The organism is Jannaschia aquimarina, assembly GCF_000877395.1.
Lineage (GTDB): Bacteria > Pseudomonadota > Alphaproteobacteria > Rhodobacterales > Rhodobacteraceae > Jannaschia > Jannaschia aquimarina.
Genome location: NZ_JYFE01000014.1, coordinates 1 through 12700 on the forward strand (window position 1 = coordinate 1; position 12700 = coordinate 12700).

17 protein-coding genes are annotated in these 12700 nt (G+C 67.5%); 7 read left to right on the top strand and 10 right to left on the bottom strand.

Annotation, left to right across the window (positions count from 1 at the left end; all coding sequences use genetic code 11):
• A partial coding sequence (locus jaqu_RS02180) for a DUF6314 family protein (protein ID WP_236687730.1) occupies positions 1–271 on the bottom strand: 271 nt, incomplete at its 3' end.
• Between jaqu_RS02180 and purB the strand changes: the two genes are divergently transcribed.
• Positions 270–1574, top strand: coding sequence for an adenylosuccinate lyase (purB, locus tag jaqu_RS02185; RefSeq protein WP_043917307.1), 1305 nt, complete (start codon positions 270–272; stop codon positions 1572–1574). The genes jaqu_RS02180 and purB overlap by 2 nt on opposite strands.
• Before the next feature lie 31 nt (positions 1575–1605).
• On the opposite strand, the gene jaqu_RS02190 is transcribed toward purB, so the two are convergent.
• Entirely contained in the window at positions 1606–2142 is a 537-nt protein-coding gene (locus tag jaqu_RS02190; RefSeq protein ID WP_043917308.1) for a flavodoxin domain-containing protein, read from the bottom strand.
• Positions 2143–2296: 154 nt separating this feature from the next.
• Here jaqu_RS02190 and jaqu_RS02195 point away from each other — a divergent pair, with 154 nt between their 5' ends.
• The 3 genes from jaqu_RS02195 to argC all read left to right on the top strand — a co-directional run bounded on the left by jaqu_RS02195 (position 2297) and on the right by argC (position 4443).
• A complete protein-coding gene (locus tag jaqu_RS02195) occupies positions 2297–3154 on the top strand; it encodes an endonuclease/exonuclease/phosphatase family protein (protein ID WP_043917309.1) in 858 nt (285 codons plus the stop codon).
• 95 nt (positions 3155–3249) lie between these two features.
• Positions 3250–3420 (top strand): adenylosuccinate lyase, encoded by a 171-nt coding sequence (locus tag jaqu_RS21300; protein ID WP_141134347.1) that lies wholly within the window; start codon positions 3250–3252, stop codon positions 3418–3420.
• Between the two features lie 111 nt (positions 3421–3531).
• Positions 3532–4443 carry an N-acetyl-gamma-glutamyl-phosphate reductase gene (gene argC, locus jaqu_RS02200; RefSeq protein WP_043917310.1) on the top strand — a complete coding sequence of 304 codons (912 nt, stop codon included), beginning with the start codon at positions 3532–3534 and terminating at the stop codon, positions 4441–4443.
• Between the two features lie 24 nt (positions 4444–4467).
• Here the strand turns inward: argC and jaqu_RS02205 are convergent, their stop codons facing one another.
• The 3 genes from jaqu_RS02205 to jaqu_RS02215 form a co-directional block, all read right to left on the bottom strand.
• The gene (locus jaqu_RS02205; RefSeq protein WP_043917311.1) at positions 4468–5298 is read right to left on the bottom strand and encodes a lysophospholipid acyltransferase family protein; all 831 of its coding nucleotides are present in this window, start codon (positions 5296–5298) and stop codon (positions 4468–4470) included.
• Positions 5295–5981, bottom strand: coding sequence for a GNAT family N-acetyltransferase (locus jaqu_RS02210; protein WP_043917312.1), 687 nt, complete (start codon positions 5979–5981; stop codon positions 5295–5297). The genes jaqu_RS02205 and jaqu_RS02210 overlap by 4 nt, the downstream gene beginning before the upstream one ends.
• Positions 5982–6086: 105 nt before the next feature.
• A complete protein-coding gene (locus jaqu_RS02215; RefSeq protein WP_084629298.1) occupies positions 6087–6248 on the bottom strand; it encodes a DUF3553 domain-containing protein in 162 nt (53 codons plus the stop codon).
• A gap of 39 nt (positions 6249–6287) precedes the next feature.
• Here jaqu_RS02215 and jaqu_RS02220 point away from each other — a divergent pair, with 39 nt between their 5' ends.
• The gene (locus jaqu_RS02220) at positions 6288–6914 is read left to right on the top strand and encodes a histidine phosphotransferase family protein (RefSeq protein WP_043917314.1); all 627 of its coding nucleotides are present in this window, start codon (positions 6288–6290) and stop codon (positions 6912–6914) included.
• A 15-nt stretch (positions 6915–6929) separates the two neighbouring features.
• Here jaqu_RS02220 and jaqu_RS02225 read toward each other — a convergent pair whose 3' ends face one another.
• The 3 genes from jaqu_RS02225 to jaqu_RS02235 are packed head-to-tail and all read right to left on the bottom strand — an operon-like array spanning position 6930 to position 8973.
• Positions 6930–7448, bottom strand: coding sequence for a gamma carbonic anhydrase family protein (locus jaqu_RS02225; RefSeq protein ID WP_043917315.1), 519 nt, complete (start codon positions 7446–7448; stop codon positions 6930–6932).
• Positions 7445–8104 carry a guanylate kinase gene (gene gmk, locus jaqu_RS02230; RefSeq protein WP_043917316.1) on the bottom strand — a complete coding sequence of 220 codons (660 nt, stop codon included), beginning with the start codon at positions 8102–8104 and terminating at the stop codon, positions 7445–7447. The genes jaqu_RS02225 and gmk overlap by 4 nt, the downstream gene beginning before the upstream one ends.
• Positions 8105–8106: 2 nt before the next feature.
• Positions 8107–8973: a YicC/YloC family endoribonuclease gene (locus tag jaqu_RS02235; protein ID WP_236687732.1), complete on the bottom strand. Its 867-nt coding sequence runs from the start codon at positions 8971–8973 to the stop codon at positions 8107–8109.
• 178 nt (positions 8974–9151) lie between these two features.
• Between jaqu_RS02235 and jaqu_RS02240 the strand changes: the two genes are divergently transcribed.
• On the top strand, positions 9152–9823 hold the full coding sequence (locus jaqu_RS02240; RefSeq protein WP_141134346.1) for a PAS domain-containing protein: 672 nt from the start codon (positions 9152–9154) through the stop codon (positions 9821–9823).
• Positions 9824–9894: 71 nt separating this feature from the next.
• On the opposite strand, the gene jaqu_RS02245 is transcribed toward jaqu_RS02240, so the two are convergent.
• Positions 9895–11256: a class II 3-deoxy-7-phosphoheptulonate synthase gene (locus tag jaqu_RS02245; RefSeq protein WP_043917321.1), complete on the bottom strand. Its 1362-nt coding sequence runs from the start codon at positions 11254–11256 to the stop codon at positions 9895–9897.
• A 128-nt stretch (positions 11257–11384) separates the two neighbouring features.
• Here jaqu_RS02245 and jaqu_RS02250 point away from each other — a divergent pair, with 128 nt between their 5' ends.
• Complete coding sequence (locus jaqu_RS02250) at positions 11385–12362, top strand: GlxA family transcriptional regulator (RefSeq protein ID WP_043917317.1); 978 nt, start codon at positions 11385–11387, stop codon at positions 12360–12362.
• A 21-nt stretch (positions 12363–12383) separates the two neighbouring features.
• On the opposite strand, the gene jaqu_RS02255 is transcribed toward jaqu_RS02250, so the two are convergent.
• Positions 12384–12635 (bottom strand): hypothetical protein, encoded by a 252-nt coding sequence (locus jaqu_RS02255; protein WP_043917318.1) that lies wholly within the window; start codon positions 12633–12635, stop codon positions 12384–12386.
• Positions 12636–12700: the final 65 nt, after the last annotated feature.

The window sequence follows — 12700 nt, forward strand, 5'->3', positions numbered from 1 at the left end:
CCCGCCACAGCGTCTCACGCGTGGCGGGCATGGTGCGACCGGCCTGGGTCAGCACACCGTCTTCCCGGCATCGCAGCACCGGCCCCTCGGCAAGCCAGACGGCATGGCCCACGAACCGTGCGCGCGTGCCGTCCGAATGGCGGATGACCCGGACCAGATGCCACGCGCCTTCGAGCAGGGCCAACCGCTCGGCCGGCGTCATGTGGCTGTGTGCATTGCGACTCTCCCCACCCCACGGTAGGCCGCGCGCGACGAGGAAAGGAAGCCCCATGATCCCCCGCTATTCCCGCCCCGAGATGGTCGCCATCTGGTCCCCCGAGACCAAGTTCCGCATCTGGTTCGAGATCGAGGCCCATGCCTGCGACGCGATGGCCGATCTGGGCGTGATCCCGCAGGAAAACGCCGCGGCCGTCTGGAAAGCGCAGGACGTGGAATTCGACGTCGCCCGCATCGACGAGATCGAGCGCGAGACCAAGCACGACGTCATCGCCTTCCTGACCCACTTGGCGGAGATCATCGGCAATGACGAGGCCCGCTTCGTCCATCAGGGCATGACCTCCTCGGACGTGCTCGATACCACGCTGAACGTCCAGCTGACCCGCGCCGCCGACATCCTGATCGCCGACATGGAGGCGCTGCTTGCGGCCCTGAAGCGGCGGGCCTTCGAGACGAAGGACATGGTGCGCATCGGTCGGTCGCACGGGATCCATGCCGAACCGACGACGATGGGCCTGACCTTCGCGCGCTTCTACGCCGAGATGTTCCGCAACCTGCGCCGCCTCAAGACCGCCCGCGCCGAGGTGGCCACCGGCGCGATCAGCGGCGCCGTCGGCACCTTCGCCAATATCGACCCTGCCGTCGAAGAGCATGTCTGCGCCAAGATGGGCCTTCTGCCAGAGCCGATCAGCACGCAGGTCATCCCCCGCGACCGCCATGCGGCTTTCTTCGCCGCGCTCGGCGTCGTGGCCAGCAGCATCGAGAACATCGCGACAGAGATCCGCCACATGCAGCGCACCGAGGTGCTGGAGGCCGAGGAGTTCTTTTCCAAAGGTCAGAAGGGCTCCAGCGCCATGCCGCACAAGCGCAACCCGGTCCTCACCGAGAACCTGACCGGCCTCGCCCGGCTGGTGCGTGGCATGGTCACCCCCGCGCTGGAGAATGTGACGCTCTGGCACGAGCGGGACATCAGCCATTCCAGCGTCGAGCGGATGATCGGCCCGGACGCGACGGTGACGCTGGACTTCGCCCTGGCCCGCCTGACGAACGTGGTCGAGAACCTGGTCGTCTACCCCGACCGGATGCTCGACAACATGAACCGCTTCCGGGGTCTCGTCATGTCGCAGCGCGTGCTGCTGGCGCTGACGCAAGCGGGCGTCAGCCGCGAGGACGCCTACAAGCTGGTCCAGCGCAACGCGATGAAGGTCTGGGAGCAGGGCGCCGACTTCCAGACGGAGCTTCTGGCCGATGACGATGTCCGCGCGGCTCTGTCGGAAGAGGAAATCCGCGAGAAGTTCGACCTGGGCTACCACACCAAGCACGTCGACACGATCTTCACCCGCGTCTTCGGGGACTGATGCGCGCCCGAGGGCGTTTCTCGGCGGACGGTCAGCCCGAGAGCGACGCCAGCCAGGCGTCGAAGGCCGTGTCGAGCGCATCCCAGTCGGTATATTCCTTGTCCTGACCGGGATCCGCGTCGGGATCGCGATCGGAGATGATCTGACGCATGATGAACCGACGGATGATATCGTATTGCCCGGGCCGATAGGCCCCCGCGACCTGTTCGACCTGGCCGGGCGTCCAGCCCGTCGCCTTGGTGAAATCCGCGAGAATTCGATCGAGGCTGCGCCATTCCTCTGCCGAGTGGCCAGCCGCTGCCAGAGAAACCGACACGAAGAGCGTGGGTACCCGGTTCAGCGCCTCCGCCTCGCGGGCCGCGAAATCCCCAAGGGCGGATTGGTACTGGCTCGCATGGATCGACGCGGCCAGCACGACGCCGTCAAAGCCGGACGGGTTCACCCCATCCGCATCCGCCAGTGCAAGCATCTCGACCGTGTGCCCCGCCCCGTGGGCCCGTTCGGTGAGGTGACGGGCGGTCTTTCGCGCCTGCCCTTCGGTCGTGGCATAGGCGACGAGCAGTTTCATGGCATCCTCCTGTCTTTCCGGCCGCGTGCGGCCCCGTGTCGTCCAGCGTCGGATACCCGGCCGGGGTCGCCAATGACGCAGATCAGGACTAGGACACCGGTTCGGCATCGAAGCCATCGCTTCGACCGCGAGACAGCGCAGGTATGGGGTCAGCATGGCAAGGAAGATCGGGCTGGGATTGGCCATACTGGCCTTGGTACTGGTCTGGATCGGCTTTCTGGGCGGCTTTATCGAACCGTTGGACACGGTCGCGATCCATCGGCCGGTCTACGGGCTGGTCTGCCTCGCGGCCATGTTCCTGGTCCGGTCCAGGCTGTTGCGACTGAGTTTCGGAGCGACGTTGGCGGTCGTTCTGGCCACCACGATCCCGCCCTTCCTGCCGGATCCGCCGGGCACGGATCTGCGGCTCTACACGAAGAACCTGCTGCGCTCGAACGACCGGCTGGACGTGGTCGCGGACGACATCCGCGAGGCCGCGCCGGATGTGGTGATGCTGCAGGAGGTGTCGGACGACACCCGGCCCATCCTCGACATGCTCAAGACCGATTATCCGCACCAACACCATTGCCCGTATGTCGACTGGGGCGGGATCGCCCTTCTCTCCCGGACGGCCTTCGAAGGGGAGCCGCATTGTTCGGCCGAACGGGGCGTCGCGGTCGCGCCAGTCGCCCCGAAGGGCACCCGGCTGTGGGCCGGGAGCGTGCATTTGCCGATGCCTTGGCCGATGAAGCGGCCGGACAACCGCGAGACGGTCCTCGACGTGCTCGAGGCACTGGAGGGGCCCGTCGTCCTGGCGGGCGATTTCAACCAGATGCCATGGTCCGCGCGCGTGCGTGAGGTCGGAGAGGTACATGGCCTGTCCCTCGCCGGCCCCGTCATGCCGACCCATCGGCTGTGGGGCGTGCCGATCCCCATCGACCTCGTCCTCGCCCCCCGGGGCGGGCGGATCGAGCGCCGGGGCAAGCTCTCGTCGGACCATGCGGGCCTCGTGGCGGATGTCGCGCTGCAGTGATGAGCGACCGCGCCTGCCCCTGCGACAAACGTGCATTTGGACGTCGCCGCCCGGCGCGCTACCGTTGCGTTACCCAAACCGATAGGGAGACGACGATGACCAAGTGGAAGACCCTCGTGACCGCCGCCGCCCTCGTGACCGCGCCGGGCCTGGCCCTTGCGGAAGGCTGCAACTGGATGAAGGACCGCACCGCGCAGATCACCTGCGCGCCGGGCACGACCTTCGATGCCGGCACCGGAACCTGCGTCACGACCCCGACCGGCTAAGCCCGGTCAGAGACACGGAAAGAGGCCCCGTCAGAAATGGCGGGGCCTTTTCCTTGCGTTGGCGACGCCGCCCCGTTACCTCGCCCCACGGTTCAACCAAGGAGCGAGACGATGACCAGTGTCTTCATAGATGGCGAGGCGGGCACCACGGGGTTGCAGATCCGCGAGCGCCTCGAAGGCCGCCCGGACATCGAGATCGTCTCTCTGCCCGAAGATCGCCGGAAGGACCCGGCCGCACGATCCGAGGCCTTCGCTCAGGCCGAGATCGGCATCCTATGCCTGCCCGACGCCGCCGCGCGCGAGGCCGTGGGACTGGCTGGCAATTGCCGGCTGATCGACGCCTCGACCGCCCATCGGGTTTCCGATGACTGGGTCTACGGAATGCCGGAGCTTCCGGGCGCGCGCGAGGCCATCGCTTCGGCGAAGCGGGTGGCCAATATCGGCTGCTTCGCGACCTGTGCCATCGCCATCTTGCGGCCGCTGGTCGATGCCGGGATCCTGCCGCCGGACCATCCCTGCGTGCTGACCGGTGTCTCCGGCTACACCGGCGGGGGCAAGGCGCTGATCGCCGAGGCCGAAGCCGGGGACCTGCCCGCCTACTTCCTCTACGCGACGGGTCAGACCCACAAGCACCTCCCGGAGATCGTCCGCTATTCCGGCCTTGATCGCACGCCGCTCTTTCAGCCCTCCGTCGGGAACTACGCGCAGGGCATGGCGGTCCAGCTTCATCTGAATGCCGATCTCCTGCCGGGCGGCGTACCGGGCCAGCAGAGGATCGAGGCGGCGCTGCGCGACTTCTTCGCGGGCGATCCCTTCGTCGGCGTCGTCCTTCCCGCCGAACGGGTGGACCCGCAGCGTCTGAACGGCACCAACCGGATGGAGCTGTCCGTTCATGGAGACGGCAGCGGCCGCGTCACCGTGGTCGCGGTGGTGGACAATCTGGGCAAGGGCGCTTCGGGGACGGCGGTTCAGAATCTCAACCTGATGATCGGTGCAGAAGAGACGACCGGACTGGTGGGCTGAGCGCCCCGCAACCTGCCGCGCCGCTCAGCCGTCGATCCCGGCATTCCGCAGGCCGGTCCGCACCGCCGTTTCCGCGGCGCGGGCCAGCGCCTTCCGGTCCGCGAAATCGGCCACGGCGAGTGGGGGATGGTAGACCACCTCGACCGCCCCGTGACGTGGCGCGGCGAGCATCCTGAGCATGTGTCCCGCGAACGACATCTCGCCCCACCAGCCGTAGAAGGCGGGATCCGCCCCCGGCGGCGCGTGGTAGATCAGCGAGACGGGCTGGATGTGCATGTCCTCCCGCAGCGCATCCGAGAAGAACGCCGCGAAGAGCGTCGTCTTGAACGGCAGGACACGGCGGCCGTCGGTGCTGGTCCCTTCGGGAAAGAACAGGAGGTGGTGGCCGTGATGAAGGCGCTCCTCGAAGATACGGGTCTGGGCGGCGGCCTCCCGTCGGTCGCGGCGGATGAACATCGTCCCGGTCGCGCGCGCCAGCCAGCCGATGCCGGGCCAGCCCGATACCTCGTCCTTGGCGACGAAGTAGATCCGCTTGGATGCGTTCAGCGCGAAGATGTCGAGCCAGGACGCATGGTTGGAAACCACCGCCCCGTCGCGCTTGAGGAACCGCCCTCGCACCCGACGTCGCATCCCCAGGATCGCGAAGGCGCTGCGGCAGACGAATTGCGTGATGTACGGCGTGACCGGCCGTCGCTGGCCGAAGAGCGGCCGCTCGACCATGCGCACCGCCAAAAGCAAGGCGAGACCACCGAACGTGACGCTCGCCAGCGGCACGCCCCGCGCGACGGCCAGCACCCATCCGCCGGGGCCGATCGCGGGGTCTGCCGGGGCGGGCGCGTCGTCCCAAGCCTTCAAGAGGCCGCCTTGAGTGCTGCGGGCAGCCGGATGCGCGCCATATCCATCACGAGGCAGACGTCGATCGTTCCGAACTCGCGGTCCAGCCACGCCCCCTGCCCGATCCAGGCCCCGGCGCGCACGTAACTCTTCAGGAGCGCGGGGACGAGCCGCATATCTGCCGGATTGCCGGGCCCCTCGATCCGGATCGCCTGCGGCCCGATTGCCCGGGGACGCAGACCTTCGGGCGCCAGCGCCTCGTCGCGCAGGGCGCGCAGGGCGGGCATGTGGTGGTCCGGATCCGCACCGAAGAACGAACCGGTTCCGACGACCAACCCGATCCCCCGTTCGTCCAACTGCCGAAGCGCCGCCGTCAGCATCAACGCCGCCGCAGCGCCGCCGCGATAGTCGCGGTGCAGGCACATCCTGCCCAATTCGGCCAGCTTGCGCCCGTCGGCGCGCAGCCGCGCCACGTCGAACTCGCCCGCCGTATAGTCGACGCCGTCGCGCAGGCGCAGCGCCCCGATCGCGCCCATCGCGGGCCGGGCCGCGTCCCTTAGGATGAGATGGGTCGCATCGGCATCGAACCTGTCGGCCTCGCAGGCGGGATCGACGCCCATCTCCTCGACGAAGACGGCATGGCGGAGATCACGCGCCGCATCAGCCCCGGCGCCCGTCGCGATATCGACCGTCAGGCGTGCCATGCCAGCGCCCTAGCGGGTGGCGGCAATTCGCGCAACCTCGGCCCTAACGCAGGAATACCTTGCAAACGCATGGCGAAGCGCACTCTGTCCGCTGCGGGTGAATGGTCAATCGAAGACCTGAAGGAGACGCACATGCGTGCCGTCGATCACCTGTTTCCCCGCTTCCGCGAAGTTGACGGTCACCCGGCCGCCGATATTGGACTGGACTTGCCCGATGCCCCAGTCGGGGGCATTGGGATTGCGAACCAGCATTCCGGGCTCAAGCATGGCGTTCAGGGCAGCGGCATCGTTCACGAGAGGACCTCCATGACGTCACAGCAGAAGATAGGGGCCGCCCAGGCCGAGGACGAGCCCGACCTCACGACCCTTCTGGGCAGCCGCCTCTGTCATGACCTCGTGAGCCCGGTCGGCGCGGTTGGCAACGGGCTCGAGCTGCTCGAGATGATGCACGGCCCCTCGGAGGAGCTGGCGCTGGTGCGGGCCAGTGTCGATGCCGCGCTGGCGCGGATCAGGTTCTTCCGCTTCGCCTTCGGAGCGGCGCCCGACGGTCAGGCCGTTCCGGCCCGTGAAATGGTCCAAGTCGTCCAGGCCATGTATCGCGACACCAAAATGGACGTGATCTGGACCGATATCGACGACCGCCCCCGCAAGGAGATCCGCATCGCATGCCTCGCGCTCTGCTGCGTGGAGGTGGCAGTGCCCTGGGGCGGAAAGGTGGAGTTAAGCCGCGTCGCCCAGAGCTGGGTCATTCATGTCCAGGCCGAGCGGTTGAAGATCGACTCGATCCTCTGGGAAGCCTTGGGCAAGAAATCGATGCCGTCCGATCTCAAGGGGTCGGAAGTGCAGTTCGGGCTTCTGCTGCGCGAAACCCTGCGGCTGAAGCGCCCCGTTTCCGTCACCGCGGACGACCGGCATCTGAGCCTCGTCGTCTGACGGCGCGGCGGCCGATCAGGCTTGCGACAACCCCTTGCGGAAGCGCGCCGCGTTGGCCCGGTAGGCGGCCGCGGAGGCGCGCAGACCGGCCAGCGCGTCGTCGTCCAGCTTGCGCACCGCCTTGGCGGGGGCGCCGACGATCAACTGCCCCGGCTCGAAGACCTTGCCCTCGGTGACCAGCGCCCCGGCGCCGACCAGACAGCCCGCGCCGATCACGGCCCCGTTCAGCACCGTCGCGCCCATTCCGATCAGAGCACCGTCCTCGATGGTGCAGCCGTGCAGGATCGCCTTGTGCCCGATGGTGCAATCCGCGCCGACGGTCAGCGGAAAGCCCATATCGGTATGCATGACGCAGGCCTCCTGCACGTTCGAGCCGCGGCCGATGGTGATCCGCTCGTTGTCGCCGCGAAGGGTGCTTCCGAACCAGATCGACGCTTCCGCTTCCAGCGTGACGGCGCCGATCACGTTGGCGTCGGGGGCGACCCAGGCATCGGGCGCGATTTCAGGTGCGAGGCCGTCGAGGGCGTAGATCATGACATCTCCCTTTCGCGGAATTCGGCCGACAGGCCGCGCGTGAACTCCGTCAGCCAGGGCTGGCGGTCCCGGCGCAAGCGTTCGGCCGTCAGGATGTTGCGAAGGCGATCCTCGCAGACATCCGGATCGTCGTTCACCAACACGTAGTCATATTCCGCCCAATGGCTGATCTCGGCCTCGGATTTGGCCATCCGTCCGGCGATGACGTCGGGCGCGTCCTGCCCCCGCTCGCGCAGGCGGCGCTCCAGCTCGGCGATGGAGGGAGGCAGGATGAAAATCGACACGACGTCCTGCTTGATCGCCGAATTGGCGATCTGCTGGGTGCCCTGCCAGTCGATATCGAAGATCACGTCACAGCCTTTGGACAGAGACGCCTCCACCGGGGCGCGCGGACTGCCATAATGATTTCCGAAGACCTCGGCATGCTCCAGCATCTCGCCGTTCATGATGTGGTCGCCGAAGGTCTCGCGGGTGATGAAGAAGTAGTCCCGCCCCTCCACTTCGCCGGGCCGGGGGGGCCGGGTGGTCGCGGACACGCTGAAGGTCAGGCTCGGATCCCAGGCCGTCAGGCGCCGGGCCATGGTCGATTTCCCGGCCCCCGACGGGCTGGAAAGGATGATGGCGAGGCCGCGGCGGGTCTGGGTCGGGACGGGCATCGTCACTCCACGTTCTGCACCTGCTCGCGCAGGCGGTCGATCACCAGTTTCAGGTCCAGGCCGATCGCCGTCAGCTCTGCGAGGTTGGCCTTGGCGCACAGCGTGTTGGCCTCCCGGTTGAACTCCTGTGTCAGGAAATCCAGCCGCCGCCCGACGGGACCGTCCGCCGTCAGGATCTCGCGCGCGGCGGCGACATGGGCGCGCAGGCGGTCGATCTCTTCGGCGACATCCGCCTTGGTCAAAAGGACGGTCAGCTCCTGGGCGACGCGATCCTCCGGGACGCGCGCTTCCGGAACGGCGTCGGCCAGACGGGCCAGCGCCGCGCGATGCGCCTCCGCGATCGCGGCGGTCCGCTCGGCGGCTGTCCGGTCGGCGCGGTCCGTCAGATCGGCGATCTCATCGACATGGGCCGAGAGCGCCGTCCGCAGGGCCGCGCCTTCGCGGGAGCGATCCGCGTCCCAGTCCGCAACCAGAGACCGAAGCTCCGCCGTCAGAACCGCGGGATCAGGTGCGGCCTCCGGTGCCTCGACCCAGACGCCGCGAAGCGCGAGCACGTCGGCGGCCGTCGCGGCGCGCAGGTCCACATCCTCCGCCTGTGCCGCCGCCTCGACCCGCGCCACGGCGGCGAGCGCCGCGTCGAGCATCTCCTCGTCCAGCGCGACAGAGGCCCTTCCCTGCCCGCCCACGCGCAACGACAGCGTGACGTTGCCCCGCGCGGCGGCAGCCTGGACGGCCTTGCGGGCGGCGGGCTCCAGCCCCGGCAGGTCGGGCAGCCGCAACCTGAGATCCAGCCCGCGCGCGTTGACCGAGCGCAACTCCCATCGCCGCCCCTCGATATCGAGCGCGGCATATCCAGTCATCGACTTCATGACATCCCGCCTAGCGTCCGCTCCGGGCGGCGACAACCCGGCGGTCCGCCGCCAACCGTTAACCCTCTGTTAAGGTAATAGCGGCAATTCGATTCATGAGCGACTAAGTTGGGCCTCAGAGCTTATCTGAACGGATGCGCCGGCGGATCGACCCGCATTGGCCATCGAAGGGACCGACATGATTGATACCGAGGCTCCGGATGGGGCCGACATTCATTCGCTTACCAGGGCGCGTATGACGCGCGTCTCACCGGTCCTCGACGAGGCCTGGCGTTACTGGTCGATGCTCAGAACCGGTGGCGACCTTCCCCGGCGCGACGCGCTCGATCCGTCCGCCATGTCGCTGATCCTGGGTCATTCCATGATCCTGGACCGGGTCCGACCCGGAACCGTGCGCGTGCGCCTCGGAGGGCGCGTGGCCAACGGGCTGATGGGGATGGAAGTCCGGGGCCTTCCGATCCGGGCCTTCTTCGACCTGCTCCAGCGGGCGCGGGCCGCCGATCTGGTGGAGCGCGTCTTCGAGGACGCCGCCACGCTGGAACTGGATCTGATCTCGGATCAGGACGGCCACCCTCTGCCCGCGCGGATGATCGTCCTGCCGCTGCGCGACCGCTCCGGAGAGATCACGAAGGCGCTGGCCGTCTTGGTGCCAGAGCGGGTCATCGACGAGGGCCCGCGCCGCTTCACCATCGTGCGCCACCATCTGGCTCCGACAGGCGTCCGTCCGACACGCCCTGCGACCCGGCCGATGCCGCAATTCGATGCGGCCATGCGGGCCCCGGCGGAACAGCCGGCCGGGTTCGAAGAACCGTCGCCCGGCCCCGTGCCGTGGCTGCGCGTCGTCAAGTAAGGCAGAAGAACCGTACAGGCATGAGACGGGAAAGGGCGCCCTCATGGCGCCCTTTCCACATTTGACCGAGATCAGGAGGCGGCCCGTGCCGCCTCGCGAAGGCCCTGAAGCTCTTCCGCGACGAGGAAGGCAAGCTCCAGCGATTGGGAGGCGTTCAGGCGGGGGTCGCAGGCCGTGTGGTAGCGGTCCGACAGATCTTCGTCCGTCACGGCGCGGACACCGCCCGTGCATTCGGTCACGTCCTGGCCCGTCATCTCGAAATGCACGCCGCCCGGGATCGTCCCCTCTGAGCGGTGGATCGCAAAGAACTCCTGTACCTCGCGCAGCACGCTGTCGAAGGGCCGGGTCTTGTAGCCCGTCGCCGACTTGATCGTGTTCCCATGCATCGCATCGCAGGACCAGACGACGTTCGCCCCCTCTTCGCGAACCGTCTGGATCAGGCGCGGAAGATGGTCGCCCACCTTGCCCGCCCCAAACCGCGCGATCAGCGTCAGGCGGCCCATCTCGTTCTCCGGGTTCAGCTTCTCCATCAGGACCTTCAGATCCTCGGGAGTCGTGGACGGGCCGCATTTCAGACCGATCGGGTTCAGGACCCCGCGGCAGAACTCGACATGGGCGCCGTCGGGCTGCCGGGTGCGGTCCCCGATCCAGATCATGTGCCCGGACCCCGCCAGCCACTGACCCGTGAGGCTGTCCTGACGACACAGCGCCTCTTCGTATTCCAGAAGCAGCGCCTCGTGAGAGGTGTAGAAATCGACCGTCGACAATTCGGTCGAGGTCTCGCCCGTCATGCCGGCGGCGGTCATGAAATCCAGCGTGTCCTGGATCCGGTTCGCCATGTCGCGGTACTGCGCGGCGCGCTCCCCCTCCACGAAGCCCAGTGTCCACTGGTGCACCTTGTGCGCATCGGCGAAGCCGCCCTTCGAGAACGCCCGCAGCAGGTTCAGCGTCGCAGCCGCCTGGGTGTAGGCCGACAGCATCTTCTGCGGATCGGGGATGCGGGCCGCTTCGGTGAAATCCAGCTCGTTGATGATGTCGCCACGATAGCTGGGAAGCTCGACCCCGTCCTTGACCTCGGTGGGCGCGCTGCGGGGCTTGGCGAACTGTCCCGCCATACGGCCCACCTTCACCACCGGCACCTTGGCGCCGAAGGTCAGGACCATGGCCATCTGCAGCATGACCTTGAACGTGTCGCGGATCGTGTCGGCGCTGAACTCCGCGAAGCTTTCGGCGCAATCTCCGCCCTGCAGCAAGAAGGCCTCGCCGCGGCCTGCCGCGGCAAGCTCGTCGCGCAAGGTCCGCGCCTCGCCCGCGAAGACGAGCGGGGGATATTTCGCAAGCCGGCCTTCGACGTCCTTCAGCGCGTGCGCGTCCAGATAGTCCGGCATCTGCACGCGCGGCTTCGATCTCCAGTCCGTCTTGCTCCAGGGCATGGCCGTTCCCTCAAATCGGTTGCGGCGCAGGGGATACCGCAGCCGTGTCCGGGATGCCAGCGACGGCATCTTGATCGGGACGAAAGAATAGGGTTTGGCCAAGGCTGGATGTTAAGGGAGTCGGGTCGATGGAGAGCGAGGGGCCGCGCCACTTCGTCTTCGTCCTTCTGGATCGGTTCAGCCTGATCTCGTTCGCGGGTGCGGTGGACGTGCTGCGGCTCGCCAACCATATGGCCGAGAGACCCCTCTATCGCTGGACGCTCGTGGGCGACGGGGGCGAAACGGTACAATGTTCCGCCGGGCTCGAAATGCGCCTCGCCGGCGACCTGCCCGAGACGGCGCGCGACGACACCATCGTCCTCGTCAGCGGGATCGAAGTGCGCGAGATCACGTCCAAGCGCCTCATGTCCTGGCTGCGCCGCGAGGCAAGGCGGGGTGCCTCGGTCGCGGGGCTGTGCACGGCGAGCCACGTGATGGCCGAGGCCGGTCTTTTGGACGGAAAGCGGGCGACGATCCACTGGGAAAACCACGACTCGATGATCGAGGCCTTCCCCGAAGTCGAATTGACCAAGTCGATCTTCACCATCGACGGCAAGCAGATGACCTCCGCCGGGGGCACATCCTCGGTGGACCTGTTCCTGAAGCTGCTGGCGAACGATCAGGGAGAGGAATTCGCGTCGCTCGTGGCGGATCAGCTCATCTACTCGTCCATCCGCACCGACCAAGACAGCCAGCGCCTTTCGATCCCGACCCGGATCGGCGTGCGGCATCCCCGCCTCTCGTCGGTCATCAAGCGGATGGAGGAGAACATCGAAGAGCCGATCTCGCCCGCGAGCCTCGCCCGCGACGTCGGCATGAGCACACGGCAATTGGAACGCCTGTTCCGACGCTACCTCAACCGCAGCCCCAAGCGCTATTACATGGAGTTGCGGCTGGGAAAGGCGCGCAACCTGCTGATGCAGACGGATATGAGCATCATCAATGTGGCGCTTGCCTGTGGCTTCACCTCGCCGTCGCATTTCTCCAAATGCTACCGCGCCCAATACGGAACCACCCCCTACCGGGAGCGGGGAACCCAAGCGGCGCGTGAGGTCCGAGAGGTCTAGGGTCCGGCGCCAGGCCGCCCCTCAGCTCAATCGTCCGGCCCTGCCACCCCGGCGTCCGCGCGCCGTCGGCGATGCGAGGCCCGCGCGCAGCACTTCGGTCATCGGATGCCCCTCGGCGCCGTGCCGCTCCAGCAGGCGCGGGATGGCGCCGGTCGGATCCTCGACCCCGAGCGCCCAGTCCAGAAAGATGGAGCGGCACTCGCCCGGCGTGATGCCGTCGATGGAATAGGCCTCCCGGATCAGGCCCTTGGGGTCGGTCGGATCATGCGGCATCCCCACCCCCTATCCCTCATCAAGCGGATGGAGGAGAACATCGAAGAGCCGATCTCGGCCTCGCT

Coding starts and splice junctions, on each gene's coding strand:
- jaqu_RS02195 (WP_043917309.1), top strand. CDS start 2,297: ATGGCAAGGAAGATCGGGCTGGGATTGGCCATACTGGCCTTGGTACTG.
- jaqu_RS02210 (WP_043917312.1), bottom strand. CDS start 5,981: ATGGCACGCCTGACGGTCGATATCGCGACGGGCGCCGGGGCTGATGCG.
- purB (WP_043917307.1), top strand. CDS start 270: ATGATCCCCCGCTATTCCCGCCCCGAGATGGTCGCCATCTGGTCCCCC.
- jaqu_RS02235 (WP_236687732.1), bottom strand. CDS start 8,973: ATGAAGTCGATGACTGGATATGCCGCGCTCGATATCGAGGGGCGGCGA.
- jaqu_RS02220 (WP_043917314.1), top strand. CDS start 6,288: ATGACGTCACAGCAGAAGATAGGGGCCGCCCAGGCCGAGGACGAGCCC.
- jaqu_RS02240 (WP_141134346.1), top strand. CDS start 9,152: ATGATTGATACCGAGGCTCCGGATGGGGCCGACATTCATTCGCTTACC.
- jaqu_RS02245 (WP_043917321.1), bottom strand. CDS start 11,256: ATGCCCTGGAGCAAGACGGACTGGAGATCGAAGCCGCGCGTGCAGATG.
- argC (WP_043917310.1), top strand. CDS start 3,532: ATGACCAGTGTCTTCATAGATGGCGAGGCGGGCACCACGGGGTTGCAG.
- jaqu_RS02225 (WP_043917315.1), bottom strand. CDS start 7,448: ATGATCTACGCCCTCGACGGCCTCGCACCTGAAATCGCGCCCGATGCC.
- jaqu_RS21300 (WP_141134347.1), top strand. CDS start 3,250: ATGACCAAGTGGAAGACCCTCGTGACCGCCGCCGCCCTCGTGACCGCG.
- jaqu_RS02190 (WP_043917308.1), bottom strand. CDS start 2,142: ATGAAACTGCTCGTCGCCTATGCCACGACCGAAGGGCAGGCGCGAAAG.
- gmk (WP_043917316.1), bottom strand. CDS start 8,104: ATGCCCGTCCCGACCCAGACCCGCCGCGGCCTCGCCATCATCCTTTCC.
- jaqu_RS02215 (WP_084629298.1), bottom strand. CDS start 6,248: ATGCTTGAGCCCGGAATGCTGGTTCGCAATCCCAATGCCCCCGACTGG.
- jaqu_RS02255 (WP_043917318.1), bottom strand. CDS start 12,635: ATGCCGCATGATCCGACCGACCCCAAGGGCCTGATCCGGGAGGCCTAT.
- jaqu_RS02250 (WP_043917317.1), top strand. CDS start 11,385: ATGGAGAGCGAGGGGCCGCGCCACTTCGTCTTCGTCCTTCTGGATCGG.